The organism is Nostoc sp. TCL240-02 (assembly GCF_013343235.1).
Taxonomy (GTDB): Bacteria; Cyanobacteriota; Cyanobacteriia; order Cyanobacteriales; family Nostocaceae; genus Nostoc.
Map to the genome: position 1 here is coordinate 255,370 of NZ_CP040094.1, position 17,312 is coordinate 272,681.

Genomic DNA, 17,312 nt, shown 5'->3' on the forward strand with positions numbered 1-17,312 from the left:
GCCCCTACCTGAAAATAAAGGTTTTGGCTATTATTTGCGTAAGTCTTATTTGAATTTCAGAGAATTGCAACGTCTCTTCGCATTTTGAGCCAGTCACAAGTGTTACTTATCTTTGACCTAGCAAATCTACAATTGCGGTTATTAATTCAGTTGGTTGTACTGGCTTGGCAATATGTTTCTGAAAACCAGCGGCTAAAACTCGATCGCGATCGCTTTCTCCCGCATAAGCCGTAAGAGCGATCGCCGGAATTTCCCCTCCCTCTTCCCTTGGCATAGCTCTGAGCAGCCTAATCAGGCTGTAGCCATCCATCTCTGGCATTCCTAAATCACTGATTAACACATCAGGTATGGTCTTGACTATGACAGCTAGCGCCTCTGTTACCGATGCTGCAACAGTTGTTAGTGCCCCATTCTGTTGTAGCAAAAAGTGCAAAAACTCCTGTGTATCAGCATCATCATCAACAATCAATATCTGTAGTCCAGCGATCGCTAACGAGTTAAATTTCTCTCTGCCTCCCCCAGTTTTCTCATCTCCCCTACTCTCTTTGATCACAGGCAGTCTGACAGTAAAAATTGCTCCTTGTCCTTCTCCTGGACTAGCTGCTGTTATAGTTCCACCATGCAACTCTACTAAGTTGCGAACTATTGCCAATCCCAACCCCAGCCCGCCAAATTTTTTGGTTGTACTGCTATCGGCTTGACGAAAATATTCAAATGCGTGGGGGAGGAATTCAGGGGAAATCCCTTGTCCAGTGTCTTTAACTTGAATTAGTGCTGAGTGGGAAGTAAATTCCCCACTTGATGATAGGCTGACTTCCACAGATCCGTTACGGGGAGTGAACTTGACAGCGTTCGAAAGTAAATTCCCTACAACTTGCTGTAAGCGATAATAATCGCCTGACACTTTACCAACATTAGGGTCAAGCTGTATTTTGATCTGGATGGATTTGCTTTCTGCGATTAACCGGACTGTTTCTAATGCAGCATCAATTACAGATGCTAGGTTAACAGTGGCAAAAGTCAGGTTCAACTTACCGCGAATAATTCGGGATACATCCAGCAACTCATCAATTAATTGAATCTGCAATTGAGTATTTCTTTCGATGGTTTCTAAGGCCCGATTGGTAGTAGCTTCATCAAATTTGCGGCTTTTGAGTAGCGATGACCAGCCTAAAATGGGGTTGAGGGGCGATCGCAATTCGTGGGAGAGAATGGCGAGAAACTCATCTTTGTTTCGGTTTGCCTGTTTGAGTTCCTCTGCTTGCTGTCTAAGTGTCTTTTCTAATTGCTTCCTTGGGGTTAAGTCCAGAATAAAACAGATCCAAGATGGCGGATCTTTCTCTACCAAAGCACCACCAATTAGGATGGGAATGCGCGAACCATCTTTGCGGATATATTCTTTTTCAAAAGGATTACATACTCCAACCGTTAAAAGTTGCTCTATCCCCTGCTCATCAAGAGCGTGATATTCCGGTGGAGTCATCTGTTTTCTGCGTACTTTACCTGCTAATAGTTCCTCTCGCGTATAACCCACCATTTCTAAAAAGGCCTCGTTCGCCTCAGTAATATGGTCTGGTGTAGCGAACATAATACCAATAATATTGGAATCAACTAAGCGCCTTAATTGAGTTTCACGCTGGCGTAAATTATTTTCTATCTGTTTGCGCCCAGTAATATCCTGAGCAGTACCCATCATCCGAACTGGCTGCTCGTTGGCTTCGTAAAAGACACGACCTTTAGCAGCAATCCAATGAATGCTACCATCAGACCAAAGACTGCGGTATTCAATGTCATACTCAACCTTTTCCTGAAAACAACGAGCGATCGCTTCATTAATAGGTTGACGGTCTTCTGGATGTATGCAGTTGATAAAAAGCTCATAGTCCATTTCGACTTCTGGGGCGAGTCCAAATAGCTCCTTACATTTCTCTGTCCAAACTAACTCGTTGGTGGTGATATTCCAAAACCACATACCCAGTTCCGCAGCAGTAGTGGCTAACCGAATCCGTTCTTCACTTTCGCGCAGGTTTGTTTCAATTTGCTGGCGTTCGCGCAGCGCAGCTTGCTGTTCGGTAATATCAGTACTAGCACCAACCACCCTAACTACCTGACCATTTGTATCCCGGACAGCAAACCCCTGGTCTTGCACACATAAATAGCGGCCATCTTTGTGACGGAATCGATACTCGATGCTATAACGATTGCCATTGGCCATACTAGTCATAAACTGGTCATTAACTCTTTGTTGGTCATCAGGGTGAATGAGTTTTTGCCACCACTCGAAGGTAGGTTCAGCTTCTTGTTGTGTGTAGCCAAAAACCTGGGTTAAACCCTGAGTTCTTTCCACAGTACTTCTGTGAATTTCCCAGTCATAGATTAGGCAATTAACCGCCGCAGCTGCTAGCTCAAATCTTTCATTACTTTGCCGCAGCGAATTTTCTATGTGTCGTCGCTCTGTAATATCAAAAGCAATACCTAAAAGATATTTCGGTAATCCCTCAACAGTTTTGCTATATACAGTGTCATAGCTACAAAACCAGCGCCACTCTCCATTCGCGTGTCGAATGCGGTACTCAAAACTAAGGACTTCGCCCTGACGCGCAGAATTAAATCTTTCAAAATAAGTAGGGAGTTGAGCTAAATCTTCAGGGTGTAGAAGTTGGATAAATAAATCCTTTCCCATTGCCTGGATCTCTGCTGATGTGTAGCCCCAACCTTGAGCAATTTCGTAATTAACATAAGCATTTCGCTGCTCAATGAGATCATATATGTAGAGTATCCCCGGAAGAGTACCAGCAATTTGTTGCAACAAACGTTGACTATCCCACAGTATCTGAGATTCATTTGCATTAACTTGTTGAATATTTTCAGCAGAGCTAGAGTTTTCCTCTAGCTGCGCGCGCTTAAATTCTGTAATATCCGAAAAAGTTGTGACGATCGCAAAGGGAGTGTTTACTCCTGCTTGGAACAGAGGTTGTGAAGACAACAATAGCCACACTAGCTCACCATTTGGCTTATAAAACCCACAGACCAAATCCAAGCAAGGTTTACCTGTTTTTTGAGCAGCGATCGCTGGGTGAGTTTCGCTAGTTAAAGGAGAGCCATCTTCATGAAGAAATTGCCACTTGGAATCGAGTAAATTTTGCCCTACAAGCTGTTGGGCAGTTAGTCCTAAAATGCGATTGCAAGCTGCGCTGCAAGCCTGAATAGTACCATCCGCCAACTGAAGCACCATTCCCTCTTCTCCACTGGCTAAGAGCGAATAATTTGCTTTTTTACTAACTTGCCGATGCAGCAGCTTTTCATTAGCCAGCTGGTTTTGGGACTTTTCCGCGTCTGGCATTCTGTAAAGTTAAATAAATTTAAAGTTAATTTAAGATTCAACGGCTTGTACTTACATAAATTTTAGCTTTATTTCTTCCATTTTTAGGCAAAATATTACTATCTAGTCGGCTTTTGCAGTTGCCGATACGTCTAAATTTAGAAAGCTATCCAGGGAAGGGTATTAAGATTATGCCGAATTAATCTCAAGTATAAATAAAGTGATGATTATTACACTATTAACATTATGTACTAGTTTTTTAGTTAAAAATTTAAATTTCTTGTGATATATTTCTGTAATCTACAATACCCGTGATGTAGATAATATTGTCGAAGATTTTAAAATTTAGTATTATGTCTAGTCAAGAGCCAAATTCTAATCAAGCATTTCAGCAAACACAGGCTACCGGAACAAAGAAGAAACTACAACCTCCCCCAGACATCAAAAAACCAAAGAAAACTGAATAAAAGCTTTATAGTCAGTTTTAGAGACTTAATTTCAATTAAGTCTCTAAAATCAATTGTCATAAAAATAAATCAGCTTATACCAATTCTATGGGAAGCGGCACAAAATCAACCTTGATAAAACAAGGAGCTTAAGCCCCTTGCTCTGTGCAAACTCAAAAATAATCGGTATTATTTATTTTTCGCTTGAGTCTTTGCCTGCTCTAAAGCTATTTCTTTAATAGCCTGATATGAATTAACATTTGAAGTCCCTTCAATAGCTTTAACTGCCAAATCCTGAACTTGCTTGAGAGCAGATTCAAGTTGTTTAGAAAGATTTTGAATCCGTGTCTCTTGATTAGTAATAGTTTGTTCTAGAGATTGCAGCCTTTGTTCATAAAAACGCTTTTGCCCTTCCACTTCCTTAGAATATAAATCTGATTTTACTTTCGCCTGGTAGTGGGCAATACCTTTGCCTTCTTCTATAGCTTTTTTGATAGCTGCTTCTTTATCTTTCGGAAAAGCCTCTACCTTAGCTTTTAATTCTTCAAATTGTTTCTCTCTCTCAAAAATTGCTTTCTCTCGTTCAGCCCATTGTTTCTCTGTCTCCTGTAGTAATTCTTCTAGTTGTTTATATAATGCTTTCTGCTCTTGTTCGTATTCGTCACTTTGCAGTTGTCGTTGGAGTTCTAAATTATATTTATACTCTGAAGCATCGCGTTGTCGAGTTTTCTTCAAGTTTTCATTCCGTTCTTTTATAGCCCGTTGCTGTTCTTCTTGTTCTTTTCCCCAAATATTTCTTTGTTCTAGTATTTCTTGGAATAAAACTTCGGAACGCTGGTTATATTCTTCCTGATAAGCTTTCGTATTATCTTCATAAGATTGGATGAGAGTATCCAAGACATCATCAGAAATTTCTAAATTGTGCAGTTGTGTTAATTGTTGGATTTCTTCTTCTAAATTTCGCCTGATTTCTTCCAAATTAGAGGCTTTTGTGGTTAGCTGTTCCGATAATTCATTAGCAGCACTGCCAAAACCTAATTGAATCTTTGCCAAGCTTTCAATTGTATTGTTCATCTTCTGTTGGATACTAGAAAGCTGATTCATATCTGTTTTTTGTTCTAATTTAGCCTGTTCTTTAGTTCCAGATTGGTTTTCTTTGGCAGCTTTTTCAAGTTCCAATTTCAGTGCTGCTTTTTCTTTAGCTAACTCCTCATACGCTTGAAGAATTTCTATTTTAGTATTCTTATCAGTCGGCTTTTTCACCACCACAACAAACCTCCTCTTCAGGAATTAAAAATGTTTAAGATGCTAGGGACTCGTAACTATTTAGGGTTAGAACTACCAAAAGCCCTCATAGCTAAGTCTTGTGCTTGTTTTAATGCAGTTTGCAATTGAGCAGAGATACCTTCTATTTGCTCAGACTGTTTCTTAATTGTTTCTTCCAGAGATTGAATTTTTTGCTCATAACTCTGTTTGTTAGATTCCCATTCTCTCTCAAATAAATCAGCCTCAATTTTAGCTTTTTGGCTTGTTTCTTTAATTGCTTCTTCTCTAGCTTTCTTAACGGCCTCTTCAAGTTCGTTAGGAAATGTAGTTACTTTTTGTGTATAGTCTGCAAACAGTGGTTGGTGTTCAGCGAATATCTTTTCTCGTTGCGCCCAATCTTTATCTTTCTTTTGAGAATTCTCTTGTATTTCTCTTTGTTGTTGGCGCTTTATCGCTTCGTAGCTATCTGTATTGAGTTTACGAGTAGTTTCTAACTTATACTGAGATTCTTCTTGTTCCTGCTGGCGCTCTTTGGCTAATAAATCGTTATACTCTTGGAGTTTTTCTTCATACTCGGCTTGCTCTTTTTGCCATTCTTTCCGCCTAATTGTAATTTCTTTTTCTAGTGCTTCCCTTTTGCTGATAGTATCTTGCTCTAGGGTTTTTAATTTTTCTTGGTGCTCTTGACTTAAAATGTCTAGAGTATCCGCTACAACTCTGATTTGTTGAAGCTCTTGTAGGCGTTGAGTTTCAATTTCTATAGCTCGGTTCAATTCATCTAACTTAGAATTTTCCTGAGCCAGTTTTTCAGATAACGCATTGAGAATACTGCCAAACTCCAATTGTAAATCAGCTAAACCTTTGACAATACTATCAACCGTATATGCAGAAGCTGCTTGCAGAATTTCTTGACTTTTTGCCTTGTCTGCTTCCTCTTGTTTGGTTGCTATTTTAGATTCCAGCTTTTTTCTTTGGATAATAATTTGTTGAAATGCTTGCATTAGTTGTTGTTTGCTGTCCTTGACTCCAACTGTAGTCATCTTCCAACTCCCTTCAATAGGCAAATGATTTATTGGGTAGCAAGCCATACCAATGACTACCCTATGCAGACATCAGAGTAGCCTTTAAATCAACATTTTTAACGCAGTGGAAATACTGAAATGATCGATATAGGACACTTAGATGGTACGAATTTTCCACAGTTATGTCCTTCTATTTTTCAGGTATAGTTTTCCCTTTGAGCCTAGCTAGTATTTTTGTACTAAGATAAATATACTTAACCTCATCTCTTCTTGTCAAGATAATGCTTTATATAATTGCGCCACCCAACAAAGTATTAAAAGCTGGCAATCATGGTGATTTAGGAGGGTGATGTGATTTGTGTCACTTTTTGTAAAGAAAATCTAAAAGAATTCACTCTAGCAGAAGCGCCGTTGCACTAAGGCGAGATAATAAGTTTAATCATGCTAATTGATACAAGCACAGTCCCAGACTTTTGTGATATCAATGTATACCACTGAATCGACCAAATACTCTGCCAGAACGGAAATTGGACAAACCAGCCGTATTCTAGTAGTAGAAGACGAAGAATTAATCCAGGAAATGCTAGCTGTAGCCTTGGAAGAAGAAGGTTATGGGGTGATAACTGCCCCTGATGGGCGGTCTGCTATAGAGTATCTCAAAAGTTTTGAAACCAATTCAGGAGAACTTCCTTTTGATTTGATCATTCTTGATTTGATGCTGCCGCAAATCAATGGGCTAGATATATGCCGTTTGCTGCGTCATCAAGGCAATCCAGTACCGATTTTAATGCTCAGTGCTAAGGGTAGTGAAACTGACCGCGTTCTGGGGTTGGAGGTGGGAGCAGATGACTACCTGACCAAACCCTTTAGTATGCGTGAGTTAGTAGCTCGTTGTCGCGCTTTACTCCGCCGCCAACGCCTCAGTAATTTACCACAAGTACCAATATTAAAATTTAAAGATGTTACCTTGAATCCTCAAGAATGTCGGGTGCTGGTTCGTGGTCAAGAAGTGAGCCTTTCACCTAAAGAGTTCCGCTTGCTGGAATTGTTTATGAGTTACGCTCGGAGGGTATGGTCGCGGGAACAATTACTAGATCAGGTTTGGGGGCCAGATTTCGTTGGTGATAGTAAAACCGTAGACGTTCATATTCGCTGGTTGCGCGAAAAATTAGAGCAAGACCCCAGTCATCCCGAATATATTGTGACTGTACGAGGTTTTGGCTATAGGTTTGGATAATTAGTTTAGATAGTTGTTAGTTTTTAGTAGTCACCAACAAACTAACAACTCAAATGCTTTTATTGGGATTTTTTCTAGGTTTAGCAGTAGGCATTGGGTTTTGGATTTGGCAACAGGTTCAACTTAACCGCTACCTGGGGCGCTTATTCCGACCGTTAACCTCGCATTCTGACAAGATGGGACTGCTGCTGATTCCTGGGTTATGGCAGGAAATAGCGATGGTGAAACTGCAACGGCAAGATTTGCAGCAGTCATTGCAAACTTACCAAGACTTGCTAGATTTTGCACCAGTGGGATATTTGCAGGTAGATGAGGAAAATCAGCTGCTGTGGTGTAATCGGCAGGCGCAGGAAATTTTGTATCTGCAAAGGTGGCAACCAGAAGAAGTACGCTTACTACTAGAGTTAGTACGGTCTTACGAACTTGACCATTTAATTGAGCAAACTCGTGATTGGCAAAAACCACAAACGGGAGAATGGATATTTCATCCATCTTGTGATGATGCGGCAGAGATGCAAACAATAAAATCTCTGGCTTTGCGGGCATCTAGTTTGCCTTTACCCAATGGACAAGTAGGAGTATTTTTAGAAAATCGTCAACCCCTATTAGACATAAATCAAGTACGCGATCGCTCTTTTTCTGATTTAGCCCACGAACTCAGAACGCCCTTGACTTCGATTCGCTTGGTGGTGGAAACTTTACAAATCCGCTTGGAACCGCCTCTAAATCGCTGGGTTAACCGTTTGATGCAGGAAGTCGATCGGCTGATTAACTTAGTGCAAAGCTGGTTAGACCTGACCCAAATGGAAGCAAACCCAACCATGCAATTGCAAGCCAAAGCTGTAGAATTGCGATCGCTAGTTACATCTGTGTGGGAAACACTAGAACCGTTAGCACAGCGCCAACATCTATCTCTTTCTTATTCTGGCCCAGAAAATCTTTGGATTAAAGCAGATCAAGCTCGGATTTTCCAAGTTTTTCTTAACTTGCTAGACAACAGTATTAAATATAGTCCTCCTTCTACAAGCATTCGTGTTGAAGCGAAAATTTTATCAATAAAAGATAATGATCAGGCTTCTCCAATTCTAGAAATAAATCTTATTGATTCTGGAGTCGGGTTTTCTGAGGCAGATTTACCACACGTTTTTGAGCGATTTTATCGAGGAGATAAGGCGCGAACCCATTCCCCACAAGATAGTAACTCCATCGGGGCGATCGTTGGCAATGGATTAGGATTAGCGATCGTTGAGCAAATTCTGATCGCCCACGGTGGCTCAATCAAAGCTATGAACCATCCAGAAACCGGTGGTGCGTGGATGCAACTTCAATTTCCTGAAGTTATGGCAAACTCCTTAAGCCAAGACTATAGTTAGTAATATCTTCACCTTTAAGACAACAAGTGTGAAAGCTGTCCATTATGGTTCCAATCCTCAAAGACCCGAACTAGCACGCGCCATTAGGCGCTTAGAACGGGACGTATTACGCATGGGTGCTTTGGTAGAACAATCATTTCGCCTCAGCCACCAAGCGTTATTTGCTCGTAACTTAACAGCAGCAGAGGAACTTCCTCTATTAGATAAAAAGATTGATCGCTTTTATCGGCAAATCGAATCAGACTGTACGGCGATTATGACGCTGCAAGCGCCTACATCCCAGGATTTGCGCTGCTTGAGTGCCTTTATGCAACTGGTGCGAGACTTAGAGCGCATTGGTGATTATGCTGAAGATTTAGCTGAGATTGCGATTAAAATTTTTCCTTATGCGCCTCATACGTGTTTATCTGAAATCGAAGCCATGTCCCTTCACGCGCAGGCGATGCTAGCAACTAGCTTGAAGGCTTTGGGAGATTTCGATGAAGGCGGTGGTCGCCGTTTAAAGCACCTAGATGACACTGTAGACGATGCTTACGATCGTGTTTATCAAACTTTAGCCCAACAACGGGATGTATCTGGTGTAGTCGAGCCAATTGTGCTGCTAGCACTGGCAATTCGTTGTCTAGAACGGATGGCAGATCATGCAACTAATATTGGTCAGAGGGTAGCATATATTGTCACTGGTCAACGCTCTTAATTGACGGTTCATGAGTCAACAGCCTAAATTCACTACCTCTAGCTCCCCAATAAATGGGGTAGATCTTGATTTTAGTTCCCCTCTTTTTAAGACTATCCATTACCCGGATCTGTCTTAACATTTGCGATAGCGAGCGATTTGTTTTTCTAACCCTGATTAGTTAGTCATTAATTCTCAATAAAAAGGCAGTATTAAGCTAAAAACTATCTAAGTTGAATAATCAAAATTAGCAAGAATATTAAGCGTTAATTTGTCACATATGCCTAATTACTAAGTCTCTCAGATGTTTACAAAACAAGGGTTGAAAGATTGTAAATAAAGATGTGAGTAATATATAGCTTTTTAAGTGCAGGGCTGTTTTAGCCTACAAAGATTTGGCATAGTAAGTACTGAAGAACGATAAAATGCCGGGCTTTTATAGTTAGCAAATTCTAAGCATTAAATAAGCATTAAATTTTAATTATTACCACAAAATTAGCGATTACAATTATAATCCTGTATGAGCAGTTAGAAAAACTATTTACTGTTGAAGTATAAAAATAGTAGCTTTTAATTCAGTTTTTCAGAGGCTTTTTTAGAGCTTGAATATCACGTACAAGCCAAAATATAATTACTGCTAAGGTTGGTACAACCGTTAAAAAATCGTACAGTCGAATACCTCGTAGTAAATAGTAAAAAACAGTACTACTAATACAGAAGACGATGCTAGTAATCACGAATCTTTTTGAATTAGAATCTATGTTTAAAGCTACGACTGCCAACAGCACAGAGGAATACCAAGAGCAATACCAAGGAGCAGCAAACAAAAACAATATTAAGGTAATCCATCCGATATTTGTACTAAAAGTAGTTTCAGAATACTTTTTTTTCAAATATGGTTTTACGAGAATAATCAAATAAGAAATTACAAATATAGAAAAGATTATAGGTTTAGATATTGAGACCACAGTTTCTTGGAAAGTTACAGAAAGGTTTAATCTTTTTATACTTAGTAAATTCTTAATCAAAGAATATAATGAACCGCCTACTCTGTCTTTAACGCCGGGATTGAAAAGGCTTGTCCAAGCATCGACTGAAGGTAAAGCTATCAGATAAGTTGCAAAAATTATAGCCACAGAGATAAAAATGGCACTAAATAAAATTCTCCAACGCTGTTGCTTAATCAAATAAACAAAAATTAGAGGCAACCAAACAATTGGTAATGTTTTAATTAGAAAACCAATCCAAGCTGTAACAATCGCAGCTAGATAATTATAGTTTTTAATACATATTATTAGAATAATTAAAATTGTAGAAATTAAGACATCTATATGGGCATTTGTAACCTGCTCATACAGAAGTAATGGGCTAACTAAATATGCAGTTGTTACACTAACTTTACGAGGATAGTTTTTTAAATGCCCCCAAATTAAGTAACTATTTAATATATGGAATAAAAGACAGATTACTTTAAATACATAAATTCCTAAACTAGGAGTAATTGCAACGAAAAAGGCAGAAAAGATAAAAAAGAGTTGAGATATAGGCCCATAAGTAGAAGTCTGTTTCCAAGCAAGAAATGGAGACAATTCTGAGGTAAATGTGCTTGCAGGATTCAGAAAAGGGTTAACTCCATTTAAATACATCAAACCATAATGTATATACAAATTGATATCAGTAGTTATTGGATAACTTGCAAAGGCAATTAACAGAAAAAATGAACTATTTTTTAATATTTTTATAAAGGTTATATCTTTTTCCTTATTCTTGTTTATTATTAGCCACACAACATATATAATAGTTAAAAAAAGGAGTTCTATGCCTGTTCTTATTTGGTCAAAATGGTTGGGGAAATCAGGTAAATATCGACCTGTGGAATTACCTAAAGCATTAATATAAAAGAAGTAAGCTCTAATAGCTAATTCTCCACATAATATTAATGACAAAATTATGGCGAAACCTAATAATATTTGGTTTTTCTTACTGTTAGATAAATTGTTTACGTTTAGCATAAGGATAAATAATTAATCTATTGATTTACAATATAAAATGGTTTAATGTCAAGGCAAGCACATATTTTGAATGAGAAATCCCTAATCTAAATAAAGACCTAATTAATCCCATTCAGTCTCGCTATTGCTAATAACTTAAGCCTTTGCTATTTAGTCTGTAGAACTCAACCAAACCATAAATCCACATTATATAGTTTTAATTTTGTCAATAACATTTTAGATGCGCTTACCTGAGTTTAATACAGGTCTTTAAATCCAAAATTCAAATTAAGCTAGCTGTTGACCTTGATAATCTTAAACACTTCAAGTTTCAATCCAATTCTCAATTGTGTTATCATTATTTATAATAATTTATTGGACATTGAATAATGTTACACAATTGAATGCATCTTACTGAAGAGTACTATAAAGTTACTTAAGAAAACTGAACATCTTCAATTATTACTCGCTCGCAAAACTCAAAAAACAATATAGCAATTAATACCGCAATCCTAAATCATTCGTGAGATGTATAGCAATTTTAAACCATTTCTGATATAATTCAATACTGAAAAATTAACTAAAGTCATGTTTGCGACTAAGTACACGGTGTGTCATGTGGATAGAATCAATAACAAAGTTTATTGAAAACAGCCAAGATAATGGTGAGATTAAACGAGCAAATGCAGTTAATATACCACTCTGTGGATACAGTCATAAAGCAATAATGCCAATACTATGTTTCATCAGTGAATGGAAAAAATTATTTTTTCAAAGGGTAACTGAAGATTTAAAGCTTCCACATAAAGGAAGTTATGGACTTCTGAATATATAAAACATGCAGAGATAATAGACAAGGGTTTTAAACCCACCTCCGTTCAGAAGGCAGGAGGCAGATGTCAAACTTTTCAGAATATCTAAATGTAACAAAAAACTTTGGCTAACCAGGTTCAGTCAATAAAGCGCACAGATGTTCGACTCTATTTCCTTTAGTCTTTACCGATAAATGTGAAATTATGAAGACAAACTCATCCAACTCGCTGTTAGCAGTACCAACAGGCCCACTAAAGATTTCAGAGTTGCCTCCTAATAATATGGGTACAAGTGGTATCCATCTATCTCTAGTAATTCCTACTTATAAAGAGCGTGACAACATCCAAAATGTGGTCAGCATATTGAGTCAATTACTCGATGAATCAATTCCAGGAAACTATGAACTAATTGTGGTAGACGATGATAGCCCAGACCGAACTTGGGAAATAGCACAATCTCTGACAACAGAATACCCTCAGTTGCGGGTGATGCGACGAGAACAAGAACGGGGGCTATCTTCAGCAGTGATTCGTGGGTGGCAAGCAGCTACGGGAAGTGTGTTGGGGGTAATTGATGGAGATTTGCAGCATCCGCCAGAGGTACTAATGCAACTGTTGCGTAGTGTTGAGCAGGGAGCGGATTTGGCAGTAGCTAGTCGTCATGTTGAAGGAGGCGGTGTTAGTAGCTGGAGTGTTGTCAGACGTTTATTGTCTCGTGGCGCTCAATTATTAGGCTTGGTTATTTTACCGGGAGTACTGGGCAGAGTTTCCGACCCTATGAGTGGTTATTTTATGGTGCGTCGAAGTGCGATCGCTAATGCAACACTCAATCCAGTGGGATACAAAATTCTCTTAGAAGTAATCGGACGGGGAAAGGTAGATGAAGTTGCCGAAGTTGGATATGTATTTTGTGAACGCAAAGAGGGTGAAAGCAAAGTTACATGGAAACAATACATAGATTACATTCACCATTTAGTAAGGTTACGGCTAACCGGAGGTAATAAAAAACAAAAACTTACTCAACAAACGGGTTTCCCCATTGACCGATTTATCCGCTTTGGCTTAGTAGGACTGAGTGGGGTATTTGTGGATATGACAATTCTTTATTTACTCAGCGATCCCACTACCTTGGCTTGGCCCCTGACACGCAGCAAAATTATTGCTGGTGAAATTGCGATTTTAAATAATTTCTTGTGGAATGACGCTTGGACATTTGCTGATGTGAGCGCCAGACAGCAAGAATGGCATCAACGCCTGAAGCGGTTTTTGAAGTTCAACGCTATTTGCCTTGCTGGATTGGTATTGAATGTACTGGTATTAAATTTGGTATTCAATTTTCTTATTCCTAATCGTTACATTGCCAACTTTATTGCGATCGCAGTTGCTACTATCTGGAATTTCTGGATTAATTTGAAACTTAGCTGGCGTGTCACCGAAGTAAAATAATCACAACGAGATTTTGATTTTTGCCTTTAAAACGAACTTAAATTTCAGGATAGAGGCAATTATTTTAGTAAAAAACGATACCTAGTAGCTAAAGCCATCCCTTTTTGGCTACTGAAACTTTTGATTGTATTTAAGGCATCACCGTATCAAAAGAGAAAAATTGCACGCTTATATATTGAAGGAGTGTAGTAGACCGAATTTACGCTGGTTCTAAGAAACTTGATGAGGGAGTTTCTTACTTTGTTTCCTATTCTTCGCACTGCATAGCCTAAACTCAAGCGTATTGGCTGATGAAAACGGGAAATTATAAATCTTTTTCCCTCCCCAATACATACCTACGGTGTATACACAAGTCTTAAAGACTTAGCTTAATGCGGTTTCGCTCGTTCCCATACGGATTATGGGAGCGAGAAAAACCCACCTTTTTCGGTTGAAAACTTGCTCAATCAAAATAATTTAACTAAATATTTTACTAAAAGCTTACCTATTCTTAAACTTGCACACCTAAAGTAACAGATAAACAACTGAAAAAAATAGTATCTATCTAACTTATAGATAGATACCTAAAACAAGAAGTTGTTTCAATGAAAAGATTTTGAGTTAGTCTCTAACTCTCATGGGTAAAAATACATAGAATTAGATACACACCTTGATTTTGATTTATACAAATTATTAGAGTTTCTTAATCATTTTAAATATCGAGATTCCCTGATAATTATGTAGTTACTGTTAATGATATATTCCACAACTCCTACTTCAAACTCTTCTGCCGTGTCAAATAGCTCTGCTTTAAGCGGACAATTGCCCCAGCAGATATTTACCCGTAGGGAAGTAATTCCACTTCAAAATGACGTACTTTGGCGTATTGAATACGGTGCAGTTCGTACCTTAACGTGGAGTGAAGACGGAACATTCATCACTCTCGGTTATTGGGGCTTAGGGGATTTGATTGGCTATCCTTTATCTAGGGTCAAACCTTACCAAATTGAATGTCTCACAGGCGTGGAATTAAGTATTGTACCGCCTCATTTATGGCATCAAGATATTAATGCTTTGTTGTCTCATATTCAACAGGCAGAGGATCTACTAAGTATTGTGCATCGAAAACCAATTTCGTTACGCTTATGGCAATTTTTGGTGTGGTTAAGTGAAAAATTTGGACGTGATGTAGATAAGGGAAAACTAATTGATTTAAATGTTACCCATCAAGATATTGCTGAAGTATTGAATACCACGCGAGTAACAGTTACCCGCCTCTTACAGCAATTGGAAGAAGAAGGAACAGTTCTACGTCACAAACGCCGCATTATTTTGCGTTTACCAAATAAACTAATTAAAAATTATGGTTCAGCAGTATGTTAGCTGAATTGCTTGTAAAATTCACAGAGTGTAATGTATAATCGTGTCTATGATTGTGTGTGGAATTCCCGAAAGTAAAGTGCTATAAGCATTTTACAGTGGTCGGGTTATTTAGGTGTGAGTGAGAGTATAAACATGACAAAACGATTCTGGAATCTTTTTAAGGTTAGTCCGGTTATTGTAGCTGCGACATTTTTTGTTGCTAATAGCGCTCTAGCTGCTGAAGTCAACGAACAAGTAACAAATGCTGCCCAGTTATCTGAAGCTCAAGACTCTAATGATATGAGTCAGGTAACATCAGTTTCGCAATTTTCAGATGTGCAACCCACAGATTGGGCATTCCAAGCTTTGCAATCTCTAGTTGAGCGCTACGGCTGTATTGCAGGTTATCCCAACAGTACCTATCGTGGGAATCGTGCTTTGACCCGTTATGAATTTGCCGCAGGTTTGAATGCCTGTTTAGATCGGGTTAACGAACTGATTGCTACAGCTACTGCTGATTTAGTCAGCAAACAAGATTTAGCTACTTTACAGCGCTTACAAGAAGAATATTCTGCTGAATTAGCAACTCTGCGTGGTCGTGTGGATGGACTAGAAGCCCGCACTTCTGAACTTGAAGCTAATCAGTTCTCTACTACCACCAAGTTGGTTGGGGAAGCCATTTTCAACGTGTCTGATGTTTTTGGTGGAAATAGGGCTGATACAGATGCCAACCCTAACAATAATCCAGACTTAAATAGCAACACTGTTTTCTCTGATCGCGTGCGTTTGAACTTGTACAGCAGTTTCACTGGTAAAGACCAGTTGCAAATCCGTTTAAATGCTGGCAATATCGTTTCCAACGTTGGTAGTGTTGCTGGCGGTGTGGCAAGCGGTACTGGTACTAACATGACCCGCTTGGGTTATGACGGTGATAACAATAACTCTGTTGTGATCGATAAAATCAACTATGCTTTCAACTTCACTGACGCAGTGCGTGTCAAAATTGATGCGAGTGGCGGTGAATTGTATGAAAACGTAAACACCTTTAACCCTGACTTTGCAAGCTCTGGTAGAGGTGCGCTTTCTCGATATGGACGTTTCAGCCCCATCTACCGTCAAGGTCAAAATGGTGCTGGCTTGACTGTTACTTTCAATCCTAACCAAGCTATCAGCTTGACTGGTGCTTATTTAGCACCCTCAACTGGTAATGGTGTCTTTGGTGCTAATAATCCCGGACTTAGTAACGGTCTGTTTGATGGCGATAACACTATCTTCGGTCAATTAACTTTCAAACCCACCAAAGCCTTTAATATTGGTTTGACCTACGCCCGTAGTTACTTCGCTGGTAATGCTGCCAACAGCCTCTTCCAAGGTACAGGTAGCACCTTTGCCAATAACCCCTTTGGGGCTGGTGCTCGTACTGAATCTAACAACTATGGTGTAGAAGCGACATTCCAACTTGGCTCTAAATTGGCTATTAGTGGTTGGGGAGGTTATACAACTGCTGATGCTAGGAGTGGTGTTAACGTTGGTAGAGATGCAGACCTTTGGTACTGGGCTGGCTCGCTTGCTTTAAAAGACTTCGGTGGAGAAGGCAACGTTTTAGGTGTTATCTTTGGTCAACCACCCAAAGTTACTGGTGGCAGCATCAGAACAGTTAATAACTTAGACACCGATACCTCTTATCACTTAGAGGGCCTTTACAAGTTCAAGGTTTCAGATAATATTCAGGTCACGCCTGGATTGTTGGTAATCTTCAATCCTGAACACAACGACGCTAACGATACCATCTATGTAGGTACTCTGCGTACTACCTTCACCTTCTAAAATCGGTGATGGCAAATAAAGCTCAGAATTAGATAAACAAAAGCCCGCCTTGAGGTGGGCTTTTGTTCAGGAAAAAATTAGCTATGTAGGATTATAATCTGGCTGATTGGATATATCTTTATCTTTAGGGGGGCGATCGTTACTCCAAGCCCACCACACAGTAGCACAGTGGCAATAATAGAACTCTTGCCATTTGCGACGACGGTCTTCTGTAAGTACAGGCGATCGCCGATTTAGCCAAACTTTTTCAGCTTCTCGGCTAGTTGAGTGGCAATTAGGACAGCAAAATTCATAAGCGTGTATTGCCTGATTCGTCCATTCAGGTGGGAGGGTAGCAAAAGCGTCCATATAGTTACAGTAATATCAATGGTCATCCAAAACTTTCAGGTTTTGAACTTGGGGGCAAACGGATACTATAAAATCCCGCCACACTATCAAATTGCTTTATCAATATTCTTATGGCTTTGTCTAAACTATTTACAAATCGCCATTTACAGAGATTTTCACTAACAGAATAACTATTTAGAAATACTGCGATCGCATCTCACAAATC

Annotated in this window: 11 protein-coding genes; 6 read left to right on the top strand and 5 right to left on the bottom strand. The window is 39.1% G+C overall.

The annotated features are described in order from the left end of the window. Positions 1 to 106 precede the first annotated feature (106 nt). The 3 genes from FBB35_RS01265 to FBB35_RS01275 form a co-directional block, all read right to left on the bottom strand. A complete protein-coding gene (locus FBB35_RS01265) occupies positions 107 to 3,343 on the bottom strand; it encodes a PAS domain-containing protein (RefSeq protein ID WP_174708139.1) in 3,237 nt (1,078 codons plus the stop codon). Positions 3,344 to 3,957: 614 nt separating this feature from the next. After that, the gene (locus FBB35_RS01270) at positions 3,958 to 5,037 is read right to left on the bottom strand and encodes a hypothetical protein (protein WP_174708140.1); all 1,080 of its coding nucleotides are present in this window, start codon (positions 5,035 to 5,037) and stop codon (positions 3,958 to 3,960) included. Positions 5,038 to 5,090: 53 nt separating this feature from the next. Beyond that, positions 5,091 to 6,074, bottom strand: a complete 984-nt coding sequence (locus FBB35_RS01275) for a hypothetical protein (protein WP_174708141.1) — start codon at positions 6,072 to 6,074, stop codon at positions 5,091 to 5,093. Between the two features lie 466 nt (positions 6,075 to 6,540). On the opposite strand from FBB35_RS01275, the gene FBB35_RS01280 reads away from it, so the two are divergent. From FBB35_RS01280 to phoU, 3 genes are read left to right on the top strand one after another with little or no spacing between them, the layout of a single operon-like run. Beyond that, entirely contained in the window at positions 6,541 to 7,293 is a 753-nt protein-coding gene (locus FBB35_RS01280) for a winged helix-turn-helix domain-containing protein (RefSeq protein WP_174708142.1), read from the top strand. Positions 7,294 to 7,346: 53 nt separating this feature from the next. After that, positions 7,347 to 8,666, top strand: coding sequence for a cell wall metabolism sensor histidine kinase WalK (locus FBB35_RS01285; RefSeq protein ID WP_174708143.1), 1,320 nt, complete (start codon positions 7,347 to 7,349; stop codon positions 8,664 to 8,666). A 28-nt stretch (positions 8,667 to 8,694) separates the two neighbouring features. Then, positions 8,695 to 9,363 (top strand): phosphate signaling complex protein PhoU, encoded by a 669-nt coding sequence (gene phoU / locus FBB35_RS01290; protein ID WP_174708144.1) that lies wholly within the window; start codon positions 8,695 to 8,697, stop codon positions 9,361 to 9,363. Between the two features lie 554 nt (positions 9,364 to 9,917). Here the strand turns inward: phoU and FBB35_RS01295 are convergent. Further along, the gene (locus tag FBB35_RS01295) at positions 9,918 to 11,354 is read right to left on the bottom strand and encodes a hypothetical protein (RefSeq protein ID WP_174708145.1); all 1,437 of its coding nucleotides are present in this window, start codon (positions 11,352 to 11,354) and stop codon (positions 9,918 to 9,920) included. Positions 11,355 to 12,349: 995 nt separating this feature from the next. Between FBB35_RS01295 and FBB35_RS01300 the strand changes: the two genes are divergently transcribed. From FBB35_RS01300 to FBB35_RS01310, 3 genes are all read left to right on the top strand, one after another. Beyond that, on the top strand, positions 12,350 to 13,591 hold the full coding sequence (locus tag FBB35_RS01300) for a glycosyltransferase (RefSeq protein WP_174708146.1): 1,242 nt from the start codon (positions 12,350 to 12,352) through the stop codon (positions 13,589 to 13,591). Between the two features lie 732 nt (positions 13,592 to 14,323). After that, entirely contained in the window at positions 14,324 to 14,953 is a 630-nt protein-coding gene (locus FBB35_RS01305) for a Crp/Fnr family transcriptional regulator (protein WP_174708147.1), read from the top strand. 132 nt (positions 14,954 to 15,085) lie between these two features. Further along, entirely contained in the window at positions 15,086 to 16,759 is a 1,674-nt protein-coding gene (locus tag FBB35_RS01310) for an iron uptake porin (protein ID WP_174708148.1), read from the top strand. Positions 16,760 to 16,840: 81 nt separating this feature from the next. Here FBB35_RS01310 and FBB35_RS01315 read toward each other — a convergent pair whose 3' ends face one another. Next, on the bottom strand, positions 16,841 to 17,107 hold the full coding sequence (locus FBB35_RS01315) for a hypothetical protein (protein WP_174708149.1): 267 nt from the start codon (positions 17,105 to 17,107) through the stop codon (positions 16,841 to 16,843). Positions 17,108 to 17,312 lie beyond the last annotated feature (205 nt).

What these genes read in the sequence shown, in the direction of transcription:
- FBB35_RS01285 (WP_174708143.1), top strand. Translation starts at nt 7,347, where the DNA reads ATGCTTTTATTGGGATTTTTTCTAGGTTTAGCAGTAGGCATTGGGTTT.
- FBB35_RS01295 (WP_174708145.1), bottom strand. Translation starts at nt 11,354, where the DNA reads ATGCTAAACGTAAACAATTTATCTAACAGTAAGAAAAACCAAATATTA.
- FBB35_RS01280 (WP_174708142.1), top strand. Translation starts at nt 6,541, where the DNA reads ATGTATACCACTGAATCGACCAAATACTCTGCCAGAACGGAAATTGGA.
- FBB35_RS01300 (WP_174708146.1), top strand. Translation starts at nt 12,350, where the DNA reads ATGAAGACAAACTCATCCAACTCGCTGTTAGCAGTACCAACAGGCCCA.
- FBB35_RS01310 (WP_174708148.1), top strand. Translation starts at nt 15,086, where the DNA reads ATGACAAAACGATTCTGGAATCTTTTTAAGGTTAGTCCGGTTATTGTA.
- FBB35_RS01315 (WP_174708149.1), bottom strand. Translation starts at nt 17,107, where the DNA reads ATGGACGCTTTTGCTACCCTCCCACCTGAATGGACGAATCAGGCAATA.
- FBB35_RS01275 (WP_174708141.1), bottom strand. Translation starts at nt 6,074, where the DNA reads ATGACTACAGTTGGAGTCAAGGACAGCAAACAACAACTAATGCAAGCA.
- FBB35_RS01305 (WP_174708147.1), top strand. Translation starts at nt 14,324, where the DNA reads ATGATATATTCCACAACTCCTACTTCAAACTCTTCTGCCGTGTCAAAT.
- FBB35_RS01265 (WP_174708139.1), bottom strand. Translation starts at nt 3,343, where the DNA reads ATGCCAGACGCGGAAAAGTCCCAAAACCAGCTGGCTAATGAAAAGCTG.